Origin of the sequence: Microbacterium sp. NPDC089698, assembly GCF_044749045.1 — a bacterium.
Classification (GTDB): domain Bacteria; phylum Actinomycetota; class Actinomycetes; order Actinomycetales; family Microbacteriaceae; genus Microbacterium.
The window spans coordinates 426072-450824 of record NZ_JBIVHE010000001.1 but is presented as its reverse complement, the minus strand read 5'-3'; the positions used below and the strand labels follow the sequence as shown (position 1 = coordinate 450824).

Here is a 24753-nt window from a genome sequence, read left to right as displayed (position 1 = left end):
AAGGCATGACGGCAACGCTGACCGGAGAGAAGTACGACGAGGTCACCGAGGCGCTCAAGGACGTCGTGGACCCGGAGCTCGGGATCAACGTCGTCGACCTCGGCCTCATCTACGACCTCTCCTGGGACGAGGAGAACGACGCCCTCGTCATCCACATGACGCTCACGAGCGCCGGGTGCCCGCTGACCGACGTGCTCGAGGAGCAGACCGGCCAGGCACTGGACGATGTCGTCGACCGCTTCCGCATCAACTGGGTGTGGATGCCGCCGTGGGGTCCCGAGCGGATCACCGACGACGGCCGCGACCAGATGCGCGCCCTCGGCTTCGCGATTTGACACGTACGACCGAAGGGTCTGACGCCGTATGACGGTGTCGGACCCTTCGCCGTCTGCGCCTCGATAGGCTCGAACGGTGACCATCGCCGCCTCCACCGCAGCCCTTCAGGCGCTGCCGCTCGAACAGCTCCGCCGTCGCACCAGCACCAAGTGGCGCTCGTATCCGGACGACGTGCTGCCGCTGTTCGTGGCGGAGACGGACTTCCCGCTCGCGGATCCGATCACGGAGCGCCTGCGCGCGGCGATCGAGCTCGGCGACACCGGCTACACCCCGCCGGACCCGGGGCTTCGGGACGCGTTCGCGGCTTTCGCTCAGCGCCGGTTCGGCTGGAGCGTTCAGCCCGCGCGCATCCGGTCCACGTGCGACGTGATGATGGGCGTGGTCGAGATCCTCCGTGCCGTCCTGACGCCGGGCGATCGCGTGATCGTGGCGCCGCCCGTGTACCCGCCGTTCTTCGACTGCGTCGAGGAGGCCGGGGGCGTGGTGGAGCGCGTGCCGCTCCTCGACGTCGACGGATCCTGGATCCTTGATCTCGAGGGCATCGAGCGAGCACTCGCGGACGGCGCGCGCGCCGTGCTGCTGTGCAACCCGCACAACCCGACCGGGACCGTGCACAGCCGCGCAGTGCTGGCACGGCTCGCCGAGCTCGCGGCCGCGCACGGGGCCGTCGTGGTGAGCGACGAGATCCATGCGCCGCTCGTGCAGCCCGGCGTCGACTACACGCCGTTCCTGGCCGCATCGCCTCTCGCCGGGGAGGTCGGCTACACCGTCACGAGTGCGAGCAAGGCGTACAACCTCGCCGGGCTCAAGTGCGCGGTCATGGTGACGGCGAGCGAGCAGACCGCCGCCGTGGTGCACGCGCTTCCGCCGGAGGTGGAGTGGCGCACGGGACTCTTCGGCGCGATGGCGGCCGTGGCCGCCTGGGATCCCGCGAGCGACGCCTGGCTGGACGCGCTCCTCGTCGCGCTCGACGAGAACAGGCGCCTTCTCGGCCGCCTGCTCGCCGAGCACATCCCGGGCGCCCGCTATCGCCTGCCCGATGCGGGCTACCTCGCCTGGGTCGACCTGAGCCACCTCGGCTGGGGCGACGACCCCGCAGGACGCATCCTGCGCGAGGCCAGGGTCGCGCTCAATCGCGGGCCGACGTTCGGCGACGAAGGCAACGGGCACGTGCGGATCAACCTCGGCTGCGCGCCGGAGGTGCTGACCGAGGCCGTGCTGCGGATCGCGGCTCTGGTGCAGCGGTGAGCGGCGACGCGCCCGTCGCCACGATCTGGGATCGGCATCGCCTCGGCATCACGATCGGATCCGTCGTCCTGATCTTCCTCGCCGCGATCGAGGCGCTCGCGGTCACGACGGTCATGCCGCTCGTCGCCTCGGACCTGCACGGCGAGGCGCTGTACGCGGTGGCCTTCGCCGGGACGCTGGCGACCGGAGTGATCGGCATGGTCGTCGCCGGAGCGTGGAGCGACCGGTCGGGCCCGCGGGCGCCGCTGTACACCGCCGTCGTGCTCTTCATCGTCGGTCTGCTGATCGCGGGCGTCGCCACCGACATGTACCTCGTGATCCTCGGCCGGCTCATCCAGGGCCTCGGCGCGGGCGGCCAGACCGTGGCGCTCTACGTCGTGGTCGCCCGCGTGTACCCGCCGCAGCTGCATGGCCGGATCTTCGCCGCCTTCGCCGCCGCGTGGGTGGTGCCCTCGATGATCGGTCCGTTCCTCGCAGGCGCGGTCGCGCAGTACCTGCACTGGCGGTGGACCTTCCTCGGAGTCGCCGTTCTGACGGTGATCGCGTTCATCCTCGTCGTCGTGCGGCTGCGCGCCGTGGATCTGAACGCGCACCCCGATGCCGCTTCGGAGAAGGAGCCCGCCGCACCGGACGGTGGCCGGATCGGCCTGCGGATCCTTCTCGCCGTCGTCGTGGCGATCGCCGCCGTCGCCGTCGGATTCGCGGCGGACGCGGCTCCGGCGGTCGGCTGGCCGCTCGCCCTCGTCTCGATCGCGGTCATCGCGTTCGCGATCAAGCCGCTGCTGCCGGCGGGATCGCTGCGCGCGGCGCCGCGGCTTCCGAGCGTCGTACTCATGCGCGGCCTCGTCGCCGGTGCGTTCTTCGCCGCCGAGGCCTACGTGCCGAAGATGCTCATGGAGCGCTTCGACTTCAGCCCGACGATCGCCGGTCTCGCCCTCACCGCGGCGGCGCTCGCCTGGTCGGGCGCCTCCGCGGTGCAGGGACGGTACGGCGAGCAGCTGGGAAGCCGCCGGATGGTCGTGATCAGCGCGGTACTCCTTCTGGTCTCTCTCCTCGGCCTCGCCGTCGTCGCTGTGACCCATGCGCTGCCCTGGGTCGTCGTCCTGCTGTGGGGAATCGCGGGCGGAGCGATGGGACTGCTGTATCCGCGTCTCACGGTGCTCACCCTCGCCTACTCGACACCGGCGGACGAGGGGTTCAACTCCTCGGCGCTCTCGATCTCGGATGCCTCGGGATCGGCGGTCACGATCGCGGTCGCGGGGCTGCTGTTCGTGAGCCTTCCGTTCGCGGGGTCGGGGTTCCCTGCGGTGTTCGCGCTGGCGGCCGTCGTGCTGCTGATCGCCACGGTCCCCGGCCTTCGGATCGGCGACGGACCGCGCGCGATCGAGGCGGATGCCGTCAGCGCAGCGTCGGCGTCAGACCCGCGCCGCGACTGAGCAGCGCGATCCCCGCCTCGAACACGGCCGCATCCTCCCCGCCGGCCGGACCGCCGGAGGTGCTCGCCGCGCCGTGACTCTCGCCGTGCATGCGCTGCTGCACGAGCGTGGTGTGGCCGAGGATGAACTGCAGAACCGCCGTCGCGGCGAGGCCGGTGTCGGGGAGCGCCGTCGGCAGCGCCGCCCGGAGCGCGTCCTCCGCGCGCGATCCGCCGGGGCGGAGGGCGGCAGAGCTCAGCACGACCTCGGCGCCGTCTCGGTAGGAGAGCAGCGCGTCGCGCACCGCCTGCGCCGCGCCGAGGAGGTCGGCGCCGGGTTCCGGCTCGGGGATGCGTGCGAGGATGCGATCGGACACGGCCGCGAGCAGATCCTGCTTGCTGTCGAAGTGCCAGTACAGGGCGCTGGGCTGCACCTCGAGTTCGGTCGCCAGGCGCCGCATGGTGAGGTCGGGCAGGCCGTAGCGGTCCAGCAGGTCGAGGGCGATCCCGATGATGTGCTGGCGGTCATGTCGTCCGGTGCGTGCGGGGGTCATGGCATGAGTATACTGAACGCCGTTCAGGTGAACAGTGTTCAGGATGTGTGCGTTTCCACCCGAACCGCCGCTCCAGCCGTAGATCCGAAGGGGATCCCATGACTTCGACCTCCCACCCCTGGGGCGCAGACGCCGCCCGCATCGCCGTGTTCGCGGCGCTCATCATCGCGCTCGGACTCGTCATCGTGCCGCTTCCCGGGGGAGTGCCGATCACGGCGCAGACCCTCGGCGTGATGCTCGCGGGACTCGTCCTCGGTCCGCGTCTCGGGCCGCTGTCGGTGCTGGTCGTGCTCGCCCTCGCCGCGGTGGGGCTGCCCGTGCTGGCGGGCGGTCGCGGTGGACTGGGCGTCTTCGCCGGTCCGAGCGCGGGCTATCTCGTGGGCTGGGTCGCGGGCGTCGTCGTGATCGGACTGATCATGGGGTCCCGGCGCGTCACCTGGTGGCGCGCGGGCCTCGCGGCGGTCCTCGGCGGCATCGGGGTCGTGTACCTGTTCGGGATCCCCGTGCAGTCTCTGGCCACGGGCGCGCCCCTCGGACTGACGGCCCTGTCGAGTCTCGCGTTCCTCCCCGGCGACCTCCTCAAGGCGGTCGTCGCCACCGTGCTGGTCGTCGCGCTGCAGCGCGCCTACCCGCGCGCCTTCCGGCGGACGGCCGTGCGTGTCGCCTGACATCGAGCTGCGCGCGGTCTCGCTGCGCATCGACGGGCGGACGATCCTCGATGACGTCTCGCTGCGGCTGGCGGCGCGCCGGACGGCTGTGATCGGAGCGAACGGATCGGGGAAGTCGAGCCTGGCCCGCCTGCTGAACGGTCTGCACGTCGCGACCGCGGGCGAGGTGCGCGTCGGCGGGCTCGATCCGGCGCGCGATGCGCGCGAGGTGCGACGCAGGGTGGGGTTCGTGTTCGCGGATCCGGAGACCCAGATCCTCATGCCGACGCCCGCCGAGGACCTCGCACTGTCGCTGCACGACGTTCCCGCGGACGAGCGCGCGGCGCGCGTGGACGAAGCGCTGATGCTGTGCGGACTCGGCCCTTTGCGGCACGCGCCCGCGGCGGAGCTGTCCGGGGGCCAGAAGCAGCTGCTCGCGCTGGCCTCGGTGCTGATCGGACGCCCGCGACTCGTGGTAGCAGACGAGCCGACCACGCGCCTCGATCTGCGCAACAGCCGCCGCATCGGCGATGCGCTTCTGGAGGAGCTCGATGTCCCTCTCGTGCTGGTGACGCACGACCTCGAGCTCGCCCGGCGCTGCGACGAGGCCGTGCTCATCGAGGAGGGGCGCGTCCTCGCCCAGGGGGCGCCGGACGAAGTGATCGCGGCATACCTGCAGGCCTGCGCGTGAGGATCCGCGGATGATCTCGCTCTACCGTCCCGGATCCGGGTTCCTGCACCGGGCGCCCGCGGGCGTGAAGCTCGCGCTGCTGGCGGTGATCGCGCTCGGGCTCTCGTTCGTGCCGGCGACGTCCGGCGCCGTCCTGCCGATCGCGGGCGTGGTCCTGGCGGTCAGCGTGCTGTTCCTGCTCGGCGGCTTCGGCGTGCGCGCTCTGGGGGAGGCCTGGTGGCGGCTGCGCTGGCTCGTCCTCATCCTCGGCATCGCCCTGGTGGTCTCCGTGAGCGTGACGGCGGCGGCCGTGAACACGGGCCGGATCGTGGCGCTGCTGCTCCTCGCGGAGCTGGTGACCCGCTCGACGTCGACCAGCGCGCTCATGGCGGTGATCCGGAGGCTGCTGCTCCCGCTGCGGCCGCTCGGCGTGAACGCGGACGCCGTCGCGTTGGTCCTCTCGCTGACCATCACGATGGCACCGGTCGTGGGGAGCTTCGTGAGCGCCGTCCGGGAGGCGCAGGAGGCGCGGGGAGTGCGCCTGGGGCCGCGGATGGCGGTGCCGCTCCTGGTCCGCACGCTGCGCCACGCGGACGCTGTGGGGGAGGCCCTCGCCGCGCGCGGGCTGGGCTGACGCCGTCCGGGCGGACGCGGTCGCCGGCCCGGACGCGCAGATCGGGTCCAGCCGTGCGTCCTATACTGGGGGGCTGGCCATCCGGCCGCTCACCCCCTTCTGAAGAACGGACGTCCGCTGTGCTCGCCGTGCACGACCTCGAGATCCGCGTGGGGGCGCGCCTCCTCATGGAGAACGTGTCCTTCCGCGTCGCCGACGGCGACAAGATCGGCCTCGTCGGCCGCAACGGCGCCGGCAAGACCACGCTGACGAAGGTGCTCGCGGGGGACCTGATCCCTTCCGACGGCAAGGTCGACCGCAACGGGGAGCTGGGGTACCTGCCGCAGGACCCGCGCTCCGGCGACCCCGAGATGCTGGCCCGCACCAGGATCCTGGATGCCCGCGGGCTCGGATCCCTGACCCTGCGGATCCGCGAGGCCTCCGAGCTCATGGGCTCCGATGACCCGGCGGTCGCGGAGAAGGCGATGCGTCAGTTCGGCAACCTCACCGAGCGCTTCGAGGCGATGGGCGGGTACGCCGCGGAGGCCGAGGCGGCATCGATCGCGCACAATCTCTCGCTGCCCGACCGGATCCTCGACCAGCAGCTCAAGACGCTCTCCGGCGGCCAGCGCCGTCGCATCGAGCTCGCGCGCATCCTGTTCTCCGATGCGGAGACGATGATCCTCGACGAGCCCACCAACCACCTCGACGCGGACAGCGTCGTGTGGCTCCGCGAGTTCCTCAAGGGCTACAAGGGCGGGCTGATCGTGATCAGCCACGATGTCGAGCTCGTCGGCGAGACGGTGAACCGGGTGTTCTACCTGGACGCGAACCGCCAGATGATCGACATCTACAACATGAACTGGAAGAACTACCTCCGCCAGCGCGTGGCCGACGAGGAGCGCCGCAAGAAGGAACGCGCCAACGCCGAGAAGAAGGCGACCTCGCTGCAGCAGCAGGCCGCCCGCTTCGGCGCGAAGGCCAGCAAGGCCGCCGCGGCGCACCAGATGGTGGCGCGCGCGGAGAAGCTGCTCTCGGGGCTGGAGGAGGTGCGCCAGGTCGACCGCGTCGCCAAGCTGCGCTTCCCGAAGCCCGCGCCCTGCGGCAAGACCCCGCTCATGGCGTCCGGGCTGTCGAAGTCCTACGGCTCGCTCGAGATCTTCACCGACGTCGACCTCGCGATCGACCGCGGATCCAAGGTCGTGGTGCTGGGTCTGAACGGCGCCGGCAAGACCACGCTGCTGCGGATCCTCGCGGGGGTCGACCAGCCGGACACCGGGCAGCTCGAGCCCGGGCACGGTCTCAAGGTCGGCTACTACGCCCAGGAGCACGAGAACCTGGACGTGAAGCGCTCCGTGCTGGAGAACATGATGTCCTCCGCCCCCGATCTCAACGAGACCGAGGCGCGCAAGGTCCTGGGATCCTTCCTGTTCACGGGCGAGGATGTGCACAAGCCGGCCGGAGTCCTCTCCGGTGGTGAGAAGACGCGCCTCTCGCTCGCGACGCTCGTCGTCTCGGCGGCGAACATGCTGCTGCTGGACGAGCCCACGAACAACCTCGACCCCGCCTCGCGCGAGGAGATCCTCGGTGCGCTCGCGCATTACGAGGGCGCCGTCGTCCTCGTCTCGCACGATCCCGGCGCCGTGGAGTCCCTCAACCCCGAGCGCGTGCTGATCCTGCCCGACGGCGTCGAGGACATCTGGTCCAAGGAGTACCAGGACCTCATCGAGCTGGCCTGACCCCCCCCCTTCTTGACCGCGAGACTCCAACTCCGCGACGAGACTGCGCTCTAGAAGCGCAGTCTCGTCGCCCCGTTGGAGTCTCGCGGTCGCGGGGAGTGCGGAAGCGCGGTCAGTGCTGGACGGCGTCGAGGAGGGCGTCCTCGTCGTCCATGTCGCGATCGCGACGGCGGCGGGGCTCGCGCGGTGCGCGGCCGGCGGCCTCGTCGCGGTGCTTGATGATCTCGGTGCGGATGACGTAGCCGATGAAGATGAAGCCCATGATGGCGAACAGGATCCACTGGATCGCGTAGGACAGGAACGGTCCGGGATCGTCCGAGGGGGCCTCGAACGCGTGCGGGCGCGAGGCGGGAGCGGGGGACTCGCTGACGAGTTCGCCGTACGCCCCGGTGTCCACCGCGGCGCCGCCGCCGATCTTGTCCGCCACCAGCGCGAGGTTGATGCTGGGCACCTGGCCCTCGGGTGCGCCGCGGCCGGAAGGCGGCAACGGCTCAGCAGGGCGGAGGCGTGCGATCACCGTCGTCTCGCCCGCGGGGGGCGCCGGGATCGAGGTCGGCACATCGGATCCGTCGCCCGCGATGACCCATCCGCGATTGACGATGAACACACGGCCGTCATCCGTGCGGAACGGCACGAGCACTTCGAAGGCGCTGGTGCCGCCGTGCGGGCGGTTGCGCACCAGCAGCTGTCCGGAGGGTTCGTACCGCCCCTTCAGCGATACCGGGTGCCACTGGGACTTCTCCGGGAGGGTCTCGCCGGGGGAGAGCAGCTGCCCGAGCGGCACGGGCTTTGCATCGTAGTTCTGCTGCACGAGTTCGAGCTGAGTCTGACGCCCGTCGTTGCGTGAGAACTGCCAGTTCGAGAGGTAGGCGCACACGATCGCGAACACGATCGCGACGGCGAGGTAGGCGCTCCATCGGAGCAGGCGCTGACGCATCATCCGGGTTCGCCCTCGCCTTCGCCCACGGCGTCGTCGATGCGCGCCGGGAACTCCCGGGCGCGCAGGTAGTCGTACAGGAAGCGCAGGTGCTCATCGCACGCGAGCCAGATCTTCTCCCGCTCAGGACCGTGGATGCGCGGATTGCGCCACACGATGCGGTGCGTCGCCGCGGAGCGGCAGCCGGCGCGTGAGCATTTCAGGGCCGGATCGCGAGCGATCACGAGCGCGGCTCGGCGGGGTGCGCGGCCGTCTCGGAGATCGTGATCACCGGGGGTTCGCTCGGCGCGGGCGGGGGAGCGTCATCGCTCGCCGCGATCTGGATGCGCGGCGACTCGACACCGGTGGGCACCGAATCGTCGCCCGCATTCGCGAAGACGACCGCGATGTACGGAAGGACCGCCGCGGCGATCCCGAAGGCCCAGGTCCACCAGCCCATCGGCTGCACCACGAACATCAGCACGAAGCAGACCATGCGGATGGACATCGTGATGACGTAATGGCGCACGCGGTCCCTCGCCTCGTCGCGCGGTGCGCGCGGCAGGGAGGTCACGGCGGCGTCTGGAGTCCTTCTCACGATGACTCCAGCCTACGCCGCCGCGACCTCGCAGGCGCTCAGTAGCCGTAGCTGTTGCTCAGCGAGACCGCGTAGATGATCGCGAAGATCAGGAAGGCGCCGATGATGACGCCGAGCGCGATTCCGACGTAACCGGTGATGAGGCCGGTGATCGCCAGCGGCTTGCCGCCGAGCGCCGAGTCGTTCTTGATCCTCTTGAGCGAGATGTGCCCCATGATGACGGCCGCGAGGCCGAGCGCCAGCGGCAGGATGAGGTACACCCAGCAGAACAGCACGCTCGCGATGCCGCAGATCATGGAGGCGATCGCGAGACCGTTCGACTTCAGCGGTGCGGGGTACGGCTGCCCGTAGGGCTGTGCGTACGAGCCTGCCGGGTAACCGGGTGCTGCGGGGGCCGTGCCCGGGTAGCTCGGTGCGGCGGGCTGCTGCGCACCCGGCGCGGGATACGCGGGCTGCTGCGGTGCAGCTCCCGGGTAGGACGGCGCGGGCTGCTGCGGTGCGGCGGGCTGCTGCGGAGCGGCTCCCTGGTAGGCGGGTGCCGGCGGAACCGGGTTCTGCGGTGCCGGTGCGGCGGACGGGTAGGCGGGCTGTTGCGGGGGCACCGGGGCGCCCGGGTATGCGGGGGGCTGCTGTCCCTGCGGCGGGGTGCCGCCGTTGTCGTTGCTCATGACTGTTCCTCCTGGGTCAACACAAAGATTTCCGTGCTCTCAGGGCCCTGTCAATTCCTGCCGCAAGATCCGCTCGATAGGCTTGCGAGCCGTACACCTCGATTCTTGGGAGCCTGCATGAGCACTGATCGCGTCGTCCTCGTCACCGGCGGAAACCGCGGCATCGGCCGCGCGATCGCCGAGCGCTTCGTGCGTGACGGCTATCGCGTCGCCGTCACCGCGCGCAGCGGTGAAGGCCCCGAGGGCACGCTGACCGTACGCGCCGACGTCACGGACGCGGCGGCGGTGGATGCGGCGTTCACGGAGGTCGAGCAGAAGCTGGGTCCAGTGGAGATCGTCGTCGCGAACGCCGGCATCACGAAGGACACGCTCCTGCTGCGGATGAGCGAGGACGACTTCGACAGCGTGGTGTCGACGAACCTGGGCGGATCCTTCCGCGTCGTCAAGCGCGCGTCGAAGGGCATGCTCAAGGCGCGGTTCGGACGCGTGATCCTCATCTCCAGCGTGGTCGGACTCTACGGATCCGCCGGCCAGATCAACTATGCGGCGTCGAAGAGCGCGCTCGTCGGCTTCGCCCGCTCGCTCACCCGCGAGCTCGGAGCCCGCGGGATCACGGCGAACGTCGTCGCCCCCGGCTTCATCGAGACCGACATGACCGCCGAGCTGCCCGAGGACACCCAGAAGCAGTACAAGGCGAGCATCCCGGCGGGCCGCTTCGCCTCCGCGGACGAGGTGGCCGGCGTGGTCACGTGGATCGCCTCGGATGACGCCGCCTACATCTCCGGCGCCGTCATCCCGGTCGACGGCGGCCTCGGCATGGGGCACTGAAGCGCGCCGATCCCCGCGCGTGACCGTCCGCGTCAGCGGACGGCCGCGACCAGCAGCTCCGCGAGCCGTTCCGGGGCCGAGTACTGCGGCCAGTGACCGGATCCGATCCGCACGACCTCGGCGTCGCGGATGCCGCGGTACTCGTCGCCGTAGGAGCCCCACTGCTCGAGGTATCCCTCGAGCTCGGGCTGCGTGAGCGACCCCATGAGCAGGGTCGCCGGGACGTCGTAGCGACGCGGATCCGCCAGCGCGATCGGATCCGTCGGGATCCGCGCGGGAACGCTCCGCGCGGCGCGGGCCGCTGCCTCTCGGGTCGGCGCGTCGAGATCCTCGACGTCGCTCGCGTCGAAGAAGTCCCAGCCGGGGAACGGGATGACCCCGTCCACCACCGGGAACTCGCTGATCCCGCTGCCGTTCGGCGGAGGGACTGTGTCGACGAAGACCGCACGGCGCACGCGGTCGGGACGCGCATCCACGGCGCCCCAGATCACGTTGCCCCCACCGGAGTGGCCGACGAGCACCACGTCGCCCTGCGCCTCGTCGACCGCGGCGACGACCGCGGCGATCCAGTCGTCCAAGCGCAGGTCGGCGGATCCGGAAGACGGCGCACCCACGCCGGGCAGCGTCAGCGGCCGCGGCGTATGGCCGGCCTCGCGCAGCGGTTCGAGCACAGGGGCCCAGGAGTCGGCATCGAGCCAGAGGCCGGGTACGAGGATGATGTCCATGCGCCCACGCTAGGCGGGGCCGCCGACAGAGCGCCAGGGGGGCCGACAGAGCGCCAGGGGCCGGCCGGCGCCGCGGGGCCGGCCGTGCGGTCAGGGCAGCAGCGGGATGGCCTGGGACAGGTCGACCCGGCCGACGACGAGCGAGGCCGCCGCGCGGACGGCGGGCTTCGCGTTGAAGGCGAGACCCAGCCCCGCCGCCGCCATCATCGGAAGATCGTTCGCGCCGTCGCCGATCGCGATCGTGGCGTGGGGGGCGACGCCGAGCTCGGCGGCCCATTCTCGCAGGGACGCCGCCTTGGCCGCGCCGTCGACGATGGCGCCGTCGACCCGTCCGGTCAGCGCATCCTCCGCGACCTCGAGACGGTTCGCACGCCACCGGTCCACGCCGAGCTCCGGCGCGATGGCATCGAGGATCTCGTGGAAGCCTCCCGAGACCACGCCGACCACGCCACCGCGCTCGTGCACGGCCGCAGTGAGCTCGCGCACTCCGGGGGTGGGCTCGATACGGCCGCGCACCCGCTCGAACGCGGCCGTGGGGACGCCGGTCAGCGCCGCGACGCGGGAGCGCAGGCTCGTCGCGAAGTCGACCTCGCCGCGCATCGCCGCCTCGGTCGCGGCCTGCACCTCGTCCCGGCGGCCGGCCTCCTCGGCGAGGAGTTCGATCACCTCGTTGCGGATGAGCGTGGAATCGGCATCGAGGACGACGAGGAAGCGCGCAGAGGTCACTCGATGAGCGTAGCGGCCGGGCCGGCGGGTCCCCGCCGCTGTGACGATCGGGACGGGCGTCGCTCAGCGCTCGATGCGCACTCCCTTGCCGACCACGGTCAAGCCGGTCTCGGTGATCGTGAAGCCGCGGTCGAGGTCGCGCTCCCGATCGACGCCGACTGTGGCGCCGTCGAGCAGCACGACATTCTTGTCCAGGATCGCCCTGTGCACGCGCGCGCCCTGTCCGACCCTCACGCCGTCGAACAGCACCGAGTCGGTGATCGTCGACCCGCCGGCGGCGAGGGTCCACGGACCGACGACACTGCGCTCGAGATGCGTGCCGGAGAGCACGGATCCGAGCGACACGATGGAGTCGATCGCATTGCCGATCCGCCCGACCGAGTCGCGCACGAACTTCGCGGGCGGCGAGTTCACCGCCTGCGCGTGGATCGGCCACTCCATGTTGTAGAGGTTGAAGATCGGCAGCGTGGAGATCAGATCCATGTGCGCGTCGAAGAACGACTCGATCGTGCCCACGTCCCGCCAGTAGGAGCGGTCGCGCGGGGAGGAGCCCGGAACCTCGTTCTGCTTCATGTCATAGAAGCCGGCCTCTCCGCGACCGACGAAGTAGGGGACGATGTCGCCGCCCATGTCGTGGTTGGACCCGGCCAGCTCGCCGTCGGCCTCGACGGCCTCGATGAGCGCATCGGCGTCGAACACGTAGTTGCCCATCGAGGCGAGCACCTCGTGCGGGGAGTCCGGGAGCCCCGTCGGGTCGGACGGCTTCTCCAGGAACTGGTTGATGCGGCCGGAGTCGTCGTCCGCGACGTCGATCACGCCGAACTGCGAGGCCAGGGCGAGCGGCTGCCGGATGCCGGCGACCGTGGCGCGCGCGCCGGATTCGATGTGCGCGTCGATCATCTGGCGGAAGTCCATGCGATAGACGTGGTCGGCGCCGATCACGACGACGATGTCGGGCTTCTCGTCCAGGATCAGGTTCAGGCTCTGCAGGATCGCGTCCGCGGATCCGGAGAACCAGCGCTTGCCGAGTCGCTGCTGAGCGGGCACCGAGGTGACGTAGGAGTCGAGCAGCGCCGACATCCGCCAGGTCTGCGAGATGTGCCTGTCGAGGCTGTGGGACTTGTACTGCGTGAGGACCACGATCTGGCGCAGACCCGAGTTGATCAGGTTGGAGATCGCGAAATCGATCAATCGGTACTGACCGCCGAAGGGCACGGCGGGCTTGGCTCGATCCGCCGTCAGAGGCATGAGCCGCTTGCCCTCGCCGCCGGCGAGGATGATCCCGAAAACCTTCTTTGGTGCCGACATGGGTCCACCATAGAGCCACGTCGATGCATGTACTAGCGTTCACGACATGCGCGTCGACATCGTCACCAAGGAGTACCCGCCGGAGATCTACGGAGGGGCCGGCGTGCATGTCGCCGAGCTGGTGAAAGCCCTGCGAGAGAGCATCGATGTGCGGGTTCGGGCCTTCGGCGCGGAGCGGGATGAACAGGATGTGACGGCTTACCGAACTCCTGCGGAACTGGCCTCGGCGAACGCCGCGCTGCAGACGCTGGGCACGGATCTGGTCATCGTGCCGGACGTCGCGGGCGCCGACGTCGTGCACAGTCACACCTGGTACGCGAACTTCGCCGGGCACATCGCGTCGCAGCTGCACGGCATCCCGCACGTGCTCACCGCGCACAGCCTCGAGCCGCTGCGGCCGTGGAAGGCGGAGCAGCTCGGCGGCGGCTATGCGGTCTCGAGCGGCGTGGAGAGACTCGCCTACGAGAACGCGGCAGCGATCATCGCGGTGAGCGCGGGCATGCGCGCCGACATCCTGCGCAGTTATCCGCAGGTGGATCCCGCGAAGGTGCGGGTCATCCACAACGGCATCGATGTGGAGGCCTGGCACCCGGTCGACGACCCCGATTTCGTGCGCGCCCAGGGCATCGATCCCGACCGGCCGTCCGTCGTGTTCGTCGGGCGGATCACACGTCAGAAGGGCCTGCCCTACCTGCTGCGGGCGGCAGCGCTGCTCCCGCCCGAGGTGCAGCTGGTGCTGTGCGCCGGCGCGCCGGACACCCCGGAGATCATGGCGGAGGTGCAGGAGCTCGTCCGTGGTCTGCAGGCGACGCGGCAGGGCGTGGTCTGGATCGAGCGGATGCTGCCCCGGCACGAGCTCTCCGCGATCCTCACCGCCGCGACGACGTTCGTATGCCCGTCCGTGTATGAGCCGCTCGGCATCGTGAACCTCGAGGCGATGGCCTGTGGAGCGGCGGTCGTCGGGACCGCGACGGGAGGGATCCCCGAGGTCGTGGACGACCGGGTGACCGGCCGCCTGGTGCCGATCGAGCAGGTGCAGGACGGCACGGGGACCCCGGTGGATCCGGATCGCTACGTGTCGGATCTCGCCGCCGTGCTGACCGAGGTCGTCTCGGATCCCGCGCAGGCGAAGGCGTACGGCGAGGCGGGGCGGCGTCGCGCGGCGGAGGAGTTCAGCTGGGGCGCGATCGCCGACACGACAAGGGCGCTCTACGAGGAGCTGACGGCCTGACCGATAGGGTGAAGGCATGTCTGCCGTCCTCGAATTCTCGGATGTCGTGGTGCGCCGCGACGGCCGCAACATCGTCGATCACCTCACCTGGACCGTCGAGGACGACCACCGCTGGGTCGTGCTCGGTCCCAACGGCGCGGGCAAGACGACGCTGCTCCAGCTGGCCGACACCCTCATGCATCCGACCCAGGGTCGGGTCGACGTCCTGGGGGAGACCCTCGGCCGCACCGACGTGTTCGAGATCCGTCCGCGGATCGGCTTCGCCTCCTCGGCGATGGCCCGCCGGATCCCGGCCGACGAGACCGTGCTGAACACCGTCATGACCGCGGCGTACTCCGTCATGGGGCGCTGGAACGAGTCCTACGAGTCGATCGACGAGCGCCGCGCGATGCGCGTTCTCGAGCAGTGGCATCTGGAGCATCTCGCCGAGCGCCACTTCGGTACGCTCAGCGACGGCGAGCAGAAGCGCGTGCAGATCGCGCGGGCCGTGATGACCGATCCGGAGCTGCTGCTGCTGGACGAGCCGAGCGCGAGCCTCGACCTCGGCGCACGCGAGGAGCTGCTGGCCCTGCTCGGCGGATTCGCCCAGTCGCCGACGACGCCCGCGATGGTCATGGTCACGCACCACGTCGAGGAGATCCCGGTCGGCTTCACGCACGTCCTGCTGCTGCGCGACGGCGCGATCGTCGCGGCGGGACCGATCGAGCAGACGCTCACGGCCGAGGCGCTGAGCGACGCGTTCGGCATGCCGATCTCGCTGGACCGGGTCGAAGGCCGCTACGCGGCACGAGCCGCCTGATCTGTTAGAATCGATCCTTGGTGCGCTCTGCACCGCAGACTTCCCTCGCCCCTGGCACAATCCAGGGCACCACGTAAGGAATCCCATGAAGACTGACATCCACCCCCAGTACCAGGCCGTCGTGTTCCGCGACCTCGGTTCGGGCGACACGTTCCTCACCCGTTCGACGGTCACGAGCGACAAGACGATCGAGCTGGACGGCGTGGAGTACCCCGTCATCGACGTCGAGATCTCCTCGGCCTCGCACCCGTTCTACACGGGCAAGCAGCGCATCATGGACTCGGCCGGCCGCGTCGAGAAGTTCAACCAGCGCTTCAAGAACTTCGGCGGTTCCTCCAAGTAATCGCCTCCGCGAAAGCCCCCGTCCTCGATCGAGGACGGGGGCTTTCCGCTGTCTAGGAGGAGGGTCCTCCGGCGTCGGACGGCGAGGACCGGATCGTCTCCAGGGCGAACCGGATGCCGTCGATCTTGCCCTCGGCGTGCCGGATCACGCGCCGGAAGCGGTTCTTGCGCTTCGGCTCGTGGGCGAACGTCACCTGCAGGAAGTCGATGACGGTCTGCATCCTCTCGATCTCGCGTTCGAGGACGTCGATGCGCTCGGTGTCGTTCATCATGGCGATCGGATCTCCCTCCATCGGGTAACCGCCCATTTTACCGCGCGCCCGTCCGCGGGTGCCGACCGTGCGGCTCAGAGGTCGATCCGGATCCTGTCGCCGTCGATTCCCCACGGCGGGTCGCCGGGGGCGGGCGCCGGAGCGGTCCGCCGGGTCTGCCGGTCGCGTTCGGCCTCGGCCTCCATCGACGAAGGGGCGAACACGCTGTCGAAGGCGCCGCCGATTCCTCCGCCGCGCCCGGCATAGCGCTTCTCGAGCGGTCGGCGAGGGGAGAGCGTCCACACGGCGTAGCCGAGGACGTACAGCCCGAGCGCGACGGGCAGGGCGACAGCGCCCCAGCCCAGCACTGCGTTCAGGGTCTCCTTCACACCAGCAGGCTACGCCTCCCGACGCGGATCCGGATCCGTCGTCAGAGGGATCCGGCCGCGACGTCCTGACGGGTGGCATCACCGTCGCGGACGGGCCAGCGGCCGTCGACGCGCTCGGTCGGTTCGATGCGCCCGATGCGCACGAAGTAGTCGGTGAGGCTCGCGGCCTGTGCTCGGGCCCAGCCGATCTGACGGGTGTGCAGCTCGCCGGCGCTGGGCGGGAGCGGGAAGCGCTGGGCGAGGGCCTGCGCGACCCGGCCCGCCGCGACGGCATCCGCGGAGGCGTCGTGCGCGCCGGTCAGATCGACCCCGTAGTGCGCGGCGACGATCTCGAGCGTCCTCTTGCCGGGGCGGTAGCGGTCGTAGGTCTTGTCGATGATCAGCGGATCGATCACCGGAGACGGGTTCTCCAGCGGCGCGATCCTGTGCCGTCGCGCCTCATGCGCAAGGAGGGAGAAGTCGAACGCCGCGTTGTAGGCCACGACCGGCACACCCTGGTCGAGGAGGGATCTCAGAGCCGCGACCACGCCTGCGATGACCTGGGCCGCGGGAGAGCCGTCGCGGTGCGCGCGTTCCGAGGTGATGCCGTGGATCGCGGTGGCGCCGGCCGGGATGGGCACGCCAGGATCCGCCAGCCACGTCCGTGCCGCGATCTCGGCGCCGTGGTGGTCCAGCACGCCGACGTGCGCGGTGACGATGCGATCCCGCGTGACGTCGATCCCCGTGGTCTCGAGGTCGAAGACTCCGACGCGGGTCACCCAGGGCGGCAGCGGCGTCGAAGCGGTCATGACGCCACCGTAGGGCGAGGGGCCGACATCGCCGGTCCGGCGCGCGGCAGTGCGCGCAGGCGGCCGGGATCGCGCCCGTAGACTCGAGGCATGCCCGCGCCTTCCCCCTACGCCGCACGCCTGGATCGCATCCCCGTGCACCGGCAGGAGGCCGAGGTCCTCGGCGGGCGAACCGCGTACTGGGTCTACGGTCCTGAGGACGCGGAGGTCACGGTTCTCGCCGTGCACGGCTTCCGGGGCGAGCACCACGGGCTCGAGCCCGTCGTCGCCCACCTTCCGGGAGTGCGCGTGATCATGCCGGATCTGCCGGGTTTCGGCGAGACGGCGCCGCTTCCCGGACGTGAGCACGACATCGACGCCTACGCCCAGTGGCTCACGGACTTCGCCGCGCAGGTCGCCCCTGGCGCGGTCGTCCTGGGGCACTCCTTCGGCTCGATCGTGGCCTCCGCCGCCGTCGCCGGGGGACTGGAGACGCCGCGGTTGATCCTGGTCAATCCGATCGGCGCGCCCGCGCTGGAAGGACCGAAGGCGGTGCTGACGCGTCTGGCCATGCTCTACTACGCCCTCGGCGCGCGGCTTCCCGAGGCCCTCGGCACCGAGCTTCTGCGCAACAGGGTCATCGTGCGCGCGATGAGCATCGCGATGGCGAAGACGCGGGATCCGGAACTGCGCCGGTTCGTGCACGATCAGCACGACACGTACTTCTCACGGTTCTCCGACCGCGACGTGCTCAGCCAGGCGTTCCGCACGAGCGTCTCGCACGACGTCCGCGAGTTCGCGCCGCGTATCGCGGTCCCGACCCTGCTGCTGGCCGCGCAGCGCGATGACATCACCCCGATCGAGGCCGAGCGCGCGCTCGTGCCTCTCTTCCCGGACGCCGAGCTCGTCGAGATCGCGCACGTCGGGCATCTGATCCACTACGAGACCCCGGCCGAGGCCGCGGGCGCGATCAGGCGGTTCCTCCGGCCTCTCGTCGTGCCAGCCCCATAAGGCCGCCGACGCGGAACGGGATGACCTCGCCCATCGCGAGCGACGTCTCGGTCCGCTCCACGCCGTCGATCGAGAGGATACGGGCGTCGGTGTCGAACAGGTGGCGCGCGTCGCGGCAGGCGACGAGTGCGAGCAGATCGATCGAACCGCTCAGGCCGTGCGCCTGCACGACCTCCGGCACGCGTGCGAGCTCGGCGATGATCCGGGGCAGCTCGGTCTGGCGGACGCCGATGCTCACGAAGGCTTGCAGCGGGTACCCGAGGACGGCGGGGGAGAAGGCACGCTCATAGGGCAGGAACACCCCGGTCTGCTCCAGCCGGGCCATGCGGGCCTGGATGGTGTTGCGGGAGAGGCGCAGCTTCTCGGCCATCGCGACCACCGTCGTGCGCGGGTCGGCGGAGAGCATCTCGAGGATGTCGAGATCGGTGCGATCAAGGGTTGCCATGTTGCCAAAGGCTAGCACCCTGCTAAGAGGCATTAGTTGGCAACATGCTCAGACAGCCGTCGAATGCTTGAGCGACGTGTGAAGCAGACGTACGCTCAGGGCAAGCGAAGACGCACCGGATCCTTCCCACGAGGGCGGACCCACTGAGGAGGACGAAGATGTCAACCCACCTTGATCCCATCACCGTGACCGGCATCGGGCTCGACGAGCCCGCCGCCCTCATCGACGCCCATGGGCGGCGCCGCAACGACACGCGTCTCGCCCCCTATGCCGCGGAGGTCTCCTCCGACCAGCTGCTCTCGCTCCTGCGCGACATGATCGTCCTGCGCCGGCTCGACAGCGAGGGCGTGGCGCTGCAGCGCCAGGGCCAGCTCGGCCTGTGGGCCCCGTGCCAGGGGCAGGAGGCCGCACAGATCGGCTCCGGCCGCGCGCTCAAGAGCGATGACGTGGTCTTCCCGAGCTACCGCGAGACCGGGGTGATGCTCACGCGCGGAGCCCAGCCCGGCGACTACGTGCGCATGTGGCGCGGCGAGGAGGGCGCCGCCTACGACCCCGCCGTGATGCACATGGCGCCTCTGCAGATCATCATCGGCGCGCAGACGCTCCACGCGGTCGGCTATGCGCTCGGCATCCAGCACGACGGCTCCGACCAGGTCGCGGTCACCTACTTCGGCGACGGGGCGACGAGCCAGGGCGACGTGAACGAGGCCATGATCTTCGCCTCCTCGTACCGCGCCCCGGTCGTCTTCATCTGCCAGAACAACCACTGGGCGATCTCCGAGCCCGTGGCCGTCCAGTCGCAGCACCCGATCGCGGGGCGCGCCCCCGGCTTCGGGATCCCCAGCATGCGCGTGGACGGCAACGACGTGCTCGCGGTGTTCGCGGCGACCCGCTGGGCGCTCGAGCAGGCCCGCGGCGGATCTCCGGCGTTCCTGGAGCTCGTCACGTACCGGATGGGCCCGCACACCACCGCGGACGACCCCACCCGCTACCGGGACCCTGCCGAGCTCGAGTACTGGCGGGGCAAGGATCCGCTCGCGCGGGTCGAGGCGCTGCTGCGCGCGGAGGGCGTGCTCACCGACGAGATCGCCGCGGGCTTCGCGGCGGAGGCGGACGAAGCGGCCATGCAGATGCGCGCCGCGTGCCTGAGCCTCACGACGCGCGCGCCGCTGGCGGTGTTCGACGGCGTGTACGCGGAGCCGCACACCGGTCTCGACGAGGAGCGCGCCGACTACGCCCGCTACCTCGCGACCCTCGCGGAGGCGTGACATGACCCAGATGACGATGGGCAAGGCGCTCGGCGCCGCCCTCACGCAGTCCCTGGCGGATGACCCGAAGGTCGTCCTGCTCGGCGAGGACATCGGCAAACTCGGCGGCGTGTTCCGGATCACCGACGGTCTCCTGGACGAGTTCGGCGCGGAGCGGGTCATCGACACGCCGCTCGCGGAGTCCGGGATCGTCGGCACGGCCGTCGGGCTCGCGATGCGCGGCTACCGGCCGGTGGTCGAGATCCAGTTCGACGGCTTCGTCTATCCCGCGTTCGATCAGATCGTCTCCCAGGTCGCGAAGCTGCACTACCGGACGCAGGGCACCGTGCCGATGCCGATCACGATCCGGATCCCCTGGGGCGGAGGCATCGGCGCGGCCGAGCACCACTCGGAGTCGCCGGAGGCGTACTTCGTGCACACTGCCGGTCTCCGCGTGGTCGCCGTCTCGAACCCGCAGGACGCGTACACCTGCCTGCGTCAGGCGATCGCGAGCGACGACCCGGTGATCTTCTTCGAGCCCAAGCGGCTGTACCACGCCAAGGGCGAGGTCGATCTGGACACCCCGCTCGCGGACGCGGCGCCGATGGGCCTCGCCCGGGTGGTCCGCGAGGGCACGGACGCCACGATCGTGACCTACGGCGCCATGGTGCGCACCGCACTCGAGGCCGCCGAGGCCGCCGAGGCCGAGGGGCGGTCGCTCGAGGTGATCGATCTGCGCTCGCTCTCGCCGATCGACTACGGCACCGTCTGCGCCTCGGTGCGCCGGACCGGGCGGGTCGTCGTCGCGCACGAGGCGGCGCGCGAGGCCGGCGTCGCCGCCGAGGTCATCGCGAGCATCACCGAGAAGTGCTTCACCTGGCTCGAGGCGGCACCCCTGCGCGTCACGGGCCATGACATCCCGTATCCGCCGGCGAAGCTGGAGAAGTTCCACCTGCCGGACCTGGATCGGATCCTGGACGCGGTCGACCGCGTCTGCGATGACGAGCAGCTGCTGGAGGGGGTCGACCGATGAAGCAGGAGTTCCTCCTTCCCGACCTCGGTGAGGGTCTCACCGAGGCGGAGATCGTGCAGTGGCTGGTCGCCGAGGGCGACACCGTCACGCTGAACCAGACGCTCGCCGAGGTGGAGACCGCCAAGGCGATCGTCGAGCTGCCCTCGCCGCACGCGGGCGTGATCGCCTCCCTGCACGCGGCCGCGGGGGACGTGGTCCTCGTGGGCGCGCCGCTGGTGGGCTTCGAGATCGAGGGGCAGGAGGCGCCCGAATCCGCAGCGCCGGCCGCCGGCGCTGCCGCGGCCGAGGTCGAAGAGGGTTCCGGGCCGAATCTGGTCGGCTACGGCGCCGCGCCGTCGAGCGGCCGCCCGCAGCGTCGTGCACGCCGCGCGAGCGCGGGAACCGTCGCCGCGACGACCGTCACCGCGGACGTCGACGTGCGCGTGGCGGCCCCGCACGACGACATCGCCGTGGTCCCGGCCCCGCCTGTCCGCGGCGAGCGCCCCCGCTCCACCCCGCCCGTCCGCGCCTATGCGAAGGGCCTGGGCATCGACCTGGTGCTCGTCGCGGCCGAGCTCGGCGACCGGGTGATCACCCGCGCCGACGTCGACGCCTACCGCGAGCGCCTCGTGCAGCGCGGCGAGGGTGCGGCTGCGGAGGCGCCCTCGGCGTCCGCGGCGGCGGCCGCCCCGGTGCGCCGGACCACGGGGGAGCGCGCCACCACCCGGATCCCGATCCGCGGAGTGCGCAAGCACACCGCCGAGGCGATGGTGCAGAGCGCGTTCACCGCGCCGCACGTGACCACCTTCCACACGGTGGACGTGACCGCGACGAGCGAGCTGATCGCCTCGCTGCGGGCGACCGCCAAGCCCGAGGCTCCGCGGATCGGCGTGCTCACCGTGGTCGCCAAGGCGGTGTGCCTGGCCCTCGCCGCGTTCCCCGGGCTGAACTCCCGGTGGGACGGCGATGCCGGCGAGATCGTGCAGCAGCACTTCGTGGATCTCGGTATCGCGGCCGCGACGGAGCGCGGCCTGATCGTGCCGATCATCCGCGACGCCGAGCGGATGCCGCTCGGCGAGCTCGCGGCCGCCGTCGCCGACCTCACGCGCACGGCGCGCAGCGGCAAGACCCCGCCGGCGGACCTCATCGGCGGCACGTTCTCGCTCACCAACATCGGTGTGTTCGGCATCGACGCGGGCACCCCGATCCTTCCTCCGGGGCAGACCGGGATCCTCGCGCTCGGAGCCGTGCGGCGACTGCCCTGGGAGTACAAGGGCGAGATCGCGCTGCGCGACGTCATGACGCTCAGCCTGTCTTTCGATCACCGGATCGTGGATGGCGCCGAGGGCGCGCAGTTCCTGAAGGCCGTCGCAGACGTCCTGCAGGAGCCGGGCCGCGCGATGCTGCTGGGCTGAATGCGTTGATCGCGCCGCCGGAGGGTGGCGCGATCGGCCGCGTCAGGGGCGGCGCTCCAGCCCCAGAACCCGCCGGGTGAGGCGCCGCTCGCGCACGATGAAGGCCGTGCCGATGATCCACAGCGGCACCTGGGTGACGAACGCCCACCGGAACGCGTCGAGCGTGTACGTGGCGGGCGTTCCGGCGCCCTGCAGGTCGAGCGCGAGGCCGATCAGGAAGATCGCGATCAGCGCGGCCAGGAAGCCTCCGCCGTTGACCACGCCCGTCGCCGTGCTGAGCCGGTGCTGCGGGTTGTGCGTGCGCGCATGGTCGAAGGCGACCATCGAGGCGGGGCCGCCCGTGGCGAGGGCGATCGCGAGCAGGATCAGCAGCCAGAGCGGCGCCTGACCGGGCCAGAGGATCACGGCCAGCCAGACGACCACCTGCAGGGCGATGGTCGGCAGGACGAGCATGAGCGAGCGGCTCGTCGGGTGGCGTGCGGAGAGCGTTCCCAGCACCGGGCCGAACAGGATCCCGAACAGGACGTAGACCGTCGTGACGAGCGAGGCGGCCCCGATCGAGAGGCCCTCGCCGTTGGTGAGGAACGGGATGCCCCAGAGCATCATGAAGGCCGTGCCCGCGAACGGCGTGGTGAAGTGCGTCCAGAAGCCGAGGCGCGTTCCGGGGTGGGCGAGCGCCTCGCGCAGGGTGACGCGCAGATCCGCCTGCGAGGTGACCACGCGGATCGCACCGGTGTCGGTGTTCACCGAGACGTCCTCGGTGAGCTCGGGCGGGCGGTTGCGGATCAGGGCGAAGACGAGCACGGTGAACAGGACGCCGAGCCCGGCGAGGCTTCCGAACGTGACGGACCACGAGGTCGAGTGGAGCAGCAACGGCAGGGGGAGGAGCGCGACCAGCTGCCCGAGCTGGCCGACGATGCCGGTCAGCTGCGCCATGAGCGGCCCGCGCTGCGCGGGGAACCAGATGGCCACGAGGCGCAGCACACCGGGGAAGATCGCCGCGTCGCCGGCGCCGAGGATCATGCGCGCGACGATCGCGACGCCCACGTTCGGTGCGAAGGCCATCACGAGTTGGCCGACCGCCATGAGCAGCATGCCCGCGACCATGATCGGCCGGGATCCGTAGCGGTCCAGCAGAAGGCCCACGGGGATCTGCATGAGTCCGTACACGGCGAGCTGCAGCACCGCGAAGAGCGAGAGCGTCGATGCGTCGGCCTGGAACAGGTGCGCGGCGTCCACGCCGACCGCCGAAAGGGACGTCCGGTTCGTGATCGAGAGCACGTAGGCGGACACGCCCACGATCCAGATCAGCCACATCCGCCAGGTCGGTGCAGGGGCGGGATTCACGGCTCTCCTCGGGATCGGCGGCGACTTCGATCCTACGCCCGGCCGTGAGGCGGGTCGGGGCGCCGCCCCGGCCGCGCGGGCCTCAGACGAGGGAGGCGTCGAGCAGGCGGAGGCCCCCGCCGTCCATCGCGAAGCGGTGCACCGAGGCGTTCCCGAGTCGCTCGCCCGGCGCGGGCAGGGTGCCGCCGGAGGCATGCTCGAGCAGCGCGCGGATGACGCCGCCGTGCGTGCAGACCAGCACCGACTCCACACGGGGTGCGGAGCGGCGCCGTGCCGAGAGATCGATCCGCGCGAGCGAGGCGAGGGCACGATCCGTCAGCTGGCGCACGGTCTCGGCACCGGGGACGTCGTCGCTCCGCGCTCCGAACCGCATCCGGTACTCATCCCAGAGCAGCCCTTCGGCCTCACCGAACTCGTGCTCGCGCATCCCGACCGTGATGAGCGGCGCGGGCAGTCCTCGCTCGCGGGCGATGATCTCCGCGGTCTCCCGTGCGCGTCCGAGCGGGCTCGCGTAGACGTGATCGAAGGCGACGCCCGACAGCTGCGCAGCCGCGTCGCGCGCTTGTGCACGGCCGGTGTCGTTGAGGGGGATGTCGGTGGATCCCTGGATGCGGCCCTCCAGGTTCCAATCGGTCTGACCGTGGCGGATGAGGGTGATCAGGGTCACGTGAGCAGCTCCAGGAGGGCGGGGAGGACGAGGCTTGTGGAGGCGGCGATCGTCGCGGATGCCCACGCGTCGGCGCGCGTGGGCTCGAGGTTGACGATGACGATGGGCAGACCGCGGCGGCGAGCGCGCTCGATGATCCGGATGCCCGAGTTGACGACCAAGGACGATCCCGCGACGATCAGTGCGTCTCCGGAGCGCAGCAGGGCCTCGGCGGTCGCGAACCGTTCGGCCGGGATGAACTCGCCGAAGAAGACGACATCGGGCTTCAACGGGCCGGCGCACACCGTGCAGACCGGCAGGACGAAGCCCTCCGTGGTCTCGGGGCGCACATCGCCGTCCGGGCCGAGCAGCACTTCGTCCGGAACGTGGAGCCAGGTGTTGCTCTCCTCGATCTGGGCGGCGACGGCATCGCGGGAGAAGCTCTGCCCGCAGCGCAGGCACAGCACGGTCCGCATCGTGCCGTGCAGCTCGACCACGCGGGCGGACCCGGCGGCGAGGTGCAGGCCGTCGACGTTCTGCGTGATCGCGCCGACCGCCCGGCCGGCCTCCTCGAGCCCGGCGATCGCCCGATGGCCGGCGTTCGGCGCGGCGGTGCCGAACGACCGCCAGCCGAGATGGCTGCCCAGCCAGTAGCGGCGCTGCGCGTCCTCCGTGGCGAGGAACGTCTGCACGGTCATCGGCGTGCGCCGCGGCGTCGATCCGGCTCCGCGATAGGCGGGGATGCCCGAGTCGGTGGAGAGTCCGGCGCCCGTCAGGACCGCGATGCGGCGATCGGAGAGGAGCTCTGCGACGGGCTCGAGCTGGGCGTGCAACGACGCGGTGCTGCTGTTCATCCGACCT

Annotated in this window: 30 protein-coding genes; 15 read left to right on the top strand and 15 right to left on the bottom strand. The window is 70.9% G+C overall.

The genetic code is table 11. The annotated features are described in order from the left end of the window. Nucleotides 1-5: 5 nt before the first annotated feature. The 3 genes from ACIPY5_RS02160 (at nt 6) to ACIPY5_RS02150 (ending at nt 3020) form a co-directional block, all read left to right on the top strand. Nucleotides 6-335 carry a metal-sulfur cluster assembly factor gene (locus ACIPY5_RS02160; protein WP_045252088.1) on the top strand — a complete coding sequence of 110 codons (330 nt, stop codon included), beginning with the start codon at nt 6-8 and terminating at the stop codon, nt 333-335. 76 nt (nt 336-411) lie between these two features. Then, a complete protein-coding gene (locus ACIPY5_RS02155; protein ID WP_400966128.1) occupies nt 412-1584 on the top strand; it encodes a MalY/PatB family protein in 1173 nt (390 codons plus the stop codon). Continuing rightward, a complete protein-coding gene (locus ACIPY5_RS02150; RefSeq protein WP_400966125.1) occupies nt 1581-3020 on the top strand; it encodes an MFS transporter in 1440 nt (479 codons plus the stop codon). The genes ACIPY5_RS02155 and ACIPY5_RS02150 overlap by 4 nt, the downstream gene beginning before the upstream one ends. Here the strand turns inward: ACIPY5_RS02150 and ACIPY5_RS02145 are convergent. Beyond that, nucleotides 2983-3552: a TetR family transcriptional regulator gene (locus ACIPY5_RS02145; protein WP_400966122.1), complete on the bottom strand. Its 570-nt coding sequence runs from the start codon at nt 3550-3552 to the stop codon at nt 2983-2985. The genes ACIPY5_RS02150 and ACIPY5_RS02145 overlap by 38 nt on opposite strands. A gap of 98 nt (nt 3553-3650) precedes the next feature. Here ACIPY5_RS02145 and ACIPY5_RS02140 point away from each other — a divergent pair, with 98 nt between their 5' ends. From ACIPY5_RS02140 to ACIPY5_RS02125, 4 genes are all read left to right on the top strand, one after another. Further along, nucleotides 3651-4220, top strand: coding sequence for a biotin transporter BioY (locus tag ACIPY5_RS02140; RefSeq protein WP_400966119.1), 570 nt, complete (start codon nt 3651-3653; stop codon nt 4218-4220). Then, on the top strand, nt 4210-4890 hold the full coding sequence (locus tag ACIPY5_RS02135) for an energy-coupling factor ABC transporter ATP-binding protein (RefSeq protein WP_400966117.1): 681 nt from the start codon (nt 4210-4212) through the stop codon (nt 4888-4890). Before ACIPY5_RS02140 ends, ACIPY5_RS02135 begins: the two co-directional genes overlap by 11 nt. Nucleotides 4891-4900: 10 nt before the next feature. Next, nucleotides 4901-5503 (top strand): CbiQ family ECF transporter T component, encoded by a 603-nt coding sequence (locus ACIPY5_RS02130; RefSeq protein ID WP_400966114.1) that lies wholly within the window; start codon nt 4901-4903, stop codon nt 5501-5503. Between the two features lie 119 nt (nt 5504-5622). Further along, on the top strand, nt 5623-7221 hold the full coding sequence (locus ACIPY5_RS02125) for an ABC-F family ATP-binding cassette domain-containing protein (protein WP_309338322.1): 1599 nt from the start codon (nt 5623-5625) through the stop codon (nt 7219-7221). Between the two features lie 112 nt (nt 7222-7333). Here the strand turns inward: ACIPY5_RS02125 and ACIPY5_RS02120 are convergent, their stop codons facing one another. From ACIPY5_RS02120 to ACIPY5_RS02105, 4 genes are read right to left on the bottom strand one after another with little or no spacing between them, the layout of a single operon-like run. Beyond that, complete coding sequence (locus tag ACIPY5_RS02120) at nt 7334-8161, bottom strand: SURF1 family protein (RefSeq protein WP_400966110.1); 828 nt, start codon at nt 8159-8161, stop codon at nt 7334-7336. After that, the gene (locus tag ACIPY5_RS02115; protein ID WP_400966108.1) at nt 8158-8382 is read right to left on the bottom strand and encodes a hypothetical protein; all 225 of its coding nucleotides are present in this window, start codon (nt 8380-8382) and stop codon (nt 8158-8160) included. The genes ACIPY5_RS02120 and ACIPY5_RS02115 overlap by 4 nt, the downstream gene beginning before the upstream one ends. Beyond that, nucleotides 8379-8735, bottom strand: a complete 357-nt coding sequence (locus ACIPY5_RS02110; protein ID WP_309338314.1) for a DUF3099 domain-containing protein — start codon at nt 8733-8735, stop codon at nt 8379-8381. The genes ACIPY5_RS02115 and ACIPY5_RS02110 overlap by 4 nt, the downstream gene beginning before the upstream one ends. 38 nt (nt 8736-8773) lie before the next feature. After that, a complete protein-coding gene (locus ACIPY5_RS02105; protein ID WP_400966105.1) occupies nt 8774-9403 on the bottom strand; it encodes a DUF4190 domain-containing protein in 630 nt (209 codons plus the stop codon). Nucleotides 9404-9520: 117 nt separating this feature from the next. On the opposite strand from ACIPY5_RS02105, the gene fabG reads away from it, so the two are divergent. Next, on the top strand, nt 9521-10231 hold the full coding sequence (fabG, locus tag ACIPY5_RS02100; protein WP_045273159.1) for a 3-oxoacyl-ACP reductase FabG: 711 nt from the start codon (nt 9521-9523) through the stop codon (nt 10229-10231). A gap of 32 nt (nt 10232-10263) precedes the next feature. On the opposite strand, the gene ACIPY5_RS02095 is transcribed toward fabG, so the two are convergent. The 3 genes from ACIPY5_RS02095 to ACIPY5_RS02085 all read right to left on the bottom strand — a co-directional run bounded on the left by ACIPY5_RS02095 (nt 10264) and on the right by ACIPY5_RS02085 (nt 12990). Further along, nucleotides 10264-10956, bottom strand: coding sequence for an alpha/beta fold hydrolase (locus tag ACIPY5_RS02095; RefSeq protein ID WP_400966101.1), 693 nt, complete (start codon nt 10954-10956; stop codon nt 10264-10266). 90 nt (nt 10957-11046) lie between these two features. Continuing rightward, nucleotides 11047-11682 (bottom strand): phosphoserine phosphatase SerB, encoded by a 636-nt coding sequence (serB, locus tag ACIPY5_RS02090; protein ID WP_400966098.1) that lies wholly within the window; start codon nt 11680-11682, stop codon nt 11047-11049. Nucleotides 11683-11745: 63 nt separating this feature from the next. Then, nucleotides 11746-12990 carry a glucose-1-phosphate adenylyltransferase gene (locus ACIPY5_RS02085; protein ID WP_309338303.1) on the bottom strand — a complete coding sequence of 415 codons (1245 nt, stop codon included), beginning with the start codon at nt 12988-12990 and terminating at the stop codon, nt 11746-11748. Between the two features lie 46 nt (nt 12991-13036). On the opposite strand from ACIPY5_RS02085, the gene glgA reads away from it, so the two are divergent. From glgA to ACIPY5_RS02070, 3 genes are all read left to right on the top strand, one after another. Next, nucleotides 13037-14221 (top strand): glycogen synthase, encoded by a 1185-nt coding sequence (gene glgA, locus ACIPY5_RS02080; protein WP_309338300.1) that lies wholly within the window; start codon nt 13037-13039, stop codon nt 14219-14221. Between the two features lie 16 nt (nt 14222-14237). Beyond that, a complete protein-coding gene (locus tag ACIPY5_RS02075) occupies nt 14238-15020 on the top strand; it encodes an ABC transporter ATP-binding protein (protein ID WP_400966094.1) in 783 nt (260 codons plus the stop codon). 85 nt (nt 15021-15105) lie between these two features. Further along, nucleotides 15106-15363 (top strand): type B 50S ribosomal protein L31, encoded by a 258-nt coding sequence (locus ACIPY5_RS02070; RefSeq protein ID WP_045273153.1) that lies wholly within the window; start codon nt 15106-15108, stop codon nt 15361-15363. 52 nt (nt 15364-15415) lie between these two features. On the opposite strand, the gene ACIPY5_RS02065 is transcribed toward ACIPY5_RS02070, so the two are convergent. The 3 genes from ACIPY5_RS02065 to ACIPY5_RS02055 all read right to left on the bottom strand — a co-directional run bounded on the left by ACIPY5_RS02065 (nt 15416) and on the right by ACIPY5_RS02055 (nt 16790). Further along, nucleotides 15416-15631 (bottom strand): hypothetical protein, encoded by a 216-nt coding sequence (locus tag ACIPY5_RS02065; protein ID WP_400966090.1) that lies wholly within the window; start codon nt 15629-15631, stop codon nt 15416-15418. 77 nt (nt 15632-15708) lie between these two features. Continuing rightward, complete coding sequence (locus ACIPY5_RS02060; RefSeq protein WP_400966087.1) at nt 15709-16002, bottom strand: hypothetical protein; 294 nt, start codon at nt 16000-16002, stop codon at nt 15709-15711. A gap of 41 nt (nt 16003-16043) precedes the next feature. Next, nucleotides 16044-16790, bottom strand: coding sequence for an exonuclease domain-containing protein (locus ACIPY5_RS02055; protein ID WP_400966085.1), 747 nt, complete (start codon nt 16788-16790; stop codon nt 16044-16046). Nucleotides 16791-16880: 90 nt separating this feature from the next. On the opposite strand from ACIPY5_RS02055, the gene ACIPY5_RS02050 reads away from it, so the two are divergent. After that, a complete protein-coding gene (locus ACIPY5_RS02050; protein ID WP_400966082.1) occupies nt 16881-17780 on the top strand; it encodes an alpha/beta fold hydrolase in 900 nt (299 codons plus the stop codon). On the opposite strand, the gene ACIPY5_RS02045 is transcribed toward ACIPY5_RS02050, so the two are convergent. Then, nucleotides 17740-18225 (bottom strand): Lrp/AsnC family transcriptional regulator, encoded by a 486-nt coding sequence (locus ACIPY5_RS02045; RefSeq protein WP_251440065.1) that lies wholly within the window; start codon nt 18223-18225, stop codon nt 17740-17742. The genes ACIPY5_RS02050 and ACIPY5_RS02045 overlap by 41 nt on opposite strands. Nucleotides 18226-18383: 158 nt before the next feature. Between ACIPY5_RS02045 and ACIPY5_RS02040 the strand changes: the two genes are divergently transcribed. Genes ACIPY5_RS02040 through ACIPY5_RS02030 form a run of 3 tightly spaced genes read left to right on the top strand, consistent with a single transcriptional unit; the run spans nt 18384 to nt 21899 of the window. Then, nucleotides 18384-19493: a thiamine pyrophosphate-dependent dehydrogenase E1 component subunit alpha gene (locus ACIPY5_RS02040; RefSeq protein WP_400966078.1), complete on the top strand. Its 1110-nt coding sequence runs from the start codon at nt 18384-18386 to the stop codon at nt 19491-19493. 1 nt (nt 19494) lies between these two features. Next, nucleotides 19495-20505, top strand: a complete 1011-nt coding sequence (locus tag ACIPY5_RS02035; protein WP_400966075.1) for an alpha-ketoacid dehydrogenase subunit beta — start codon at nt 19495-19497, stop codon at nt 20503-20505. Next, on the top strand, nt 20502-21899 hold the full coding sequence (locus tag ACIPY5_RS02030) for a dihydrolipoamide acetyltransferase family protein (protein WP_400966072.1): 1398 nt from the start codon (nt 20502-20504) through the stop codon (nt 21897-21899). The genes ACIPY5_RS02035 and ACIPY5_RS02030 overlap by 4 nt, the downstream gene beginning before the upstream one ends. A 42-nt stretch (nt 21900-21941) precedes the next feature. Here the strand turns inward: ACIPY5_RS02030 and ACIPY5_RS02025 are convergent, their stop codons facing one another. The 3 genes from ACIPY5_RS02025 to ACIPY5_RS02015 all read right to left on the bottom strand — a co-directional run bounded on the left by ACIPY5_RS02025 (nt 21942) and on the right by ACIPY5_RS02015 (nt 24746). Further along, nucleotides 21942-23216, bottom strand: coding sequence for an MFS transporter (locus ACIPY5_RS02025; RefSeq protein ID WP_309338374.1), 1275 nt, complete (start codon nt 23214-23216; stop codon nt 21942-21944). Between the two features lie 112 nt (nt 23217-23328). Further along, nucleotides 23329-23913: a histidine phosphatase family protein gene (locus tag ACIPY5_RS02020; protein ID WP_400966069.1), complete on the bottom strand. Its 585-nt coding sequence runs from the start codon at nt 23911-23913 to the stop codon at nt 23329-23331. Then, entirely contained in the window at nt 23910-24746 is an 837-nt protein-coding gene (locus ACIPY5_RS02015) for a Sir2 family NAD-dependent protein deacetylase (protein ID WP_400966066.1), read from the bottom strand. The genes ACIPY5_RS02020 and ACIPY5_RS02015 overlap by 4 nt, the downstream gene beginning before the upstream one ends. Between the last annotated feature and the right edge of the window lie 7 nt (nt 24747-24753).

Bases quoted from the DNA above. Each gene is read 5' to 3' on its own strand.
- ACIPY5_RS02160 (WP_045252088.1), top strand. From the start codon at position 6: ATGACGGCAACGCTGACCGGAGAGAAGTACGACGAGGTCACCGAGGCG.
- ACIPY5_RS02145 (WP_400966122.1), bottom strand. From the start codon at position 3,552: ATGACCCCCGCACGCACCGGACGACATGACCGCCAGCACATCATCGGG.
- ACIPY5_RS02140 (WP_400966119.1), top strand. From the start codon at position 3,651: ATGACTTCGACCTCCCACCCCTGGGGCGCAGACGCCGCCCGCATCGCC.
- ACIPY5_RS02130 (WP_400966114.1), top strand. From the start codon at position 4,901: ATGATCTCGCTCTACCGTCCCGGATCCGGGTTCCTGCACCGGGCGCCC.
- ACIPY5_RS02120 (WP_400966110.1), bottom strand. From the start codon at position 8,161: ATGATGCGTCAGCGCCTGCTCCGATGGAGCGCCTACCTCGCCGTCGCG.
- ACIPY5_RS02105 (WP_400966105.1), bottom strand. From the start codon at position 9,403: ATGAGCAACGACAACGGCGGCACCCCGCCGCAGGGACAGCAGCCCCCC.
- fabG (WP_045273159.1), top strand. From the start codon at position 9,521: ATGAGCACTGATCGCGTCGTCCTCGTCACCGGCGGAAACCGCGGCATC.
- ACIPY5_RS02095 (WP_400966101.1), bottom strand. From the start codon at position 10,956: ATGGACATCATCCTCGTACCCGGCCTCTGGCTCGATGCCGACTCCTGG.
- ACIPY5_RS02085 (WP_309338303.1), bottom strand. From the start codon at position 12,990: ATGTCGGCACCAAAGAAGGTTTTCGGGATCATCCTCGCCGGCGGCGAG.
- glgA (WP_309338300.1), top strand. From the start codon at position 13,037: ATGCGCGTCGACATCGTCACCAAGGAGTACCCGCCGGAGATCTACGGA.
- ACIPY5_RS02075 (WP_400966094.1), top strand. From the start codon at position 14,238: ATGTCTGCCGTCCTCGAATTCTCGGATGTCGTGGTGCGCCGCGACGGC.
- ACIPY5_RS02070 (WP_045273153.1), top strand. From the start codon at position 15,106: ATGAAGACTGACATCCACCCCCAGTACCAGGCCGTCGTGTTCCGCGAC.
- ACIPY5_RS02065 (WP_400966090.1), bottom strand. From the start codon at position 15,631: ATGAACGACACCGAGCGCATCGACGTCCTCGAACGCGAGATCGAGAGG.
- ACIPY5_RS02055 (WP_400966085.1), bottom strand. From the start codon at position 16,790: ATGACCGCTTCGACGCCGCTGCCGCCCTGGGTGACCCGCGTCGGAGTC.
- ACIPY5_RS02050 (WP_400966082.1), top strand. From the start codon at position 16,881: ATGCCCGCGCCTTCCCCCTACGCCGCACGCCTGGATCGCATCCCCGTG.
- ACIPY5_RS02045 (WP_251440065.1), bottom strand. From the start codon at position 18,225: ATGGCAACCCTTGATCGCACCGATCTCGACATCCTCGAGATGCTCTCC.
- ACIPY5_RS02040 (WP_400966078.1), top strand. From the start codon at position 18,384: ATGTCAACCCACCTTGATCCCATCACCGTGACCGGCATCGGGCTCGAC.
- ACIPY5_RS02035 (WP_400966075.1), top strand. From the start codon at position 19,495: ATGACCCAGATGACGATGGGCAAGGCGCTCGGCGCCGCCCTCACGCAG.
- ACIPY5_RS02030 (WP_400966072.1), top strand. From the start codon at position 20,502: ATGAAGCAGGAGTTCCTCCTTCCCGACCTCGGTGAGGGTCTCACCGAG.
- ACIPY5_RS02025 (WP_309338374.1), bottom strand. From the start codon at position 23,216: ATGTGGCTGATCTGGATCGTGGGCGTGTCCGCCTACGTGCTCTCGATC.
- ACIPY5_RS02015 (WP_400966066.1), bottom strand. From the start codon at position 24,746: ATGAACAGCAGCACCGCGTCGTTGCACGCCCAGCTCGAGCCCGTCGCA.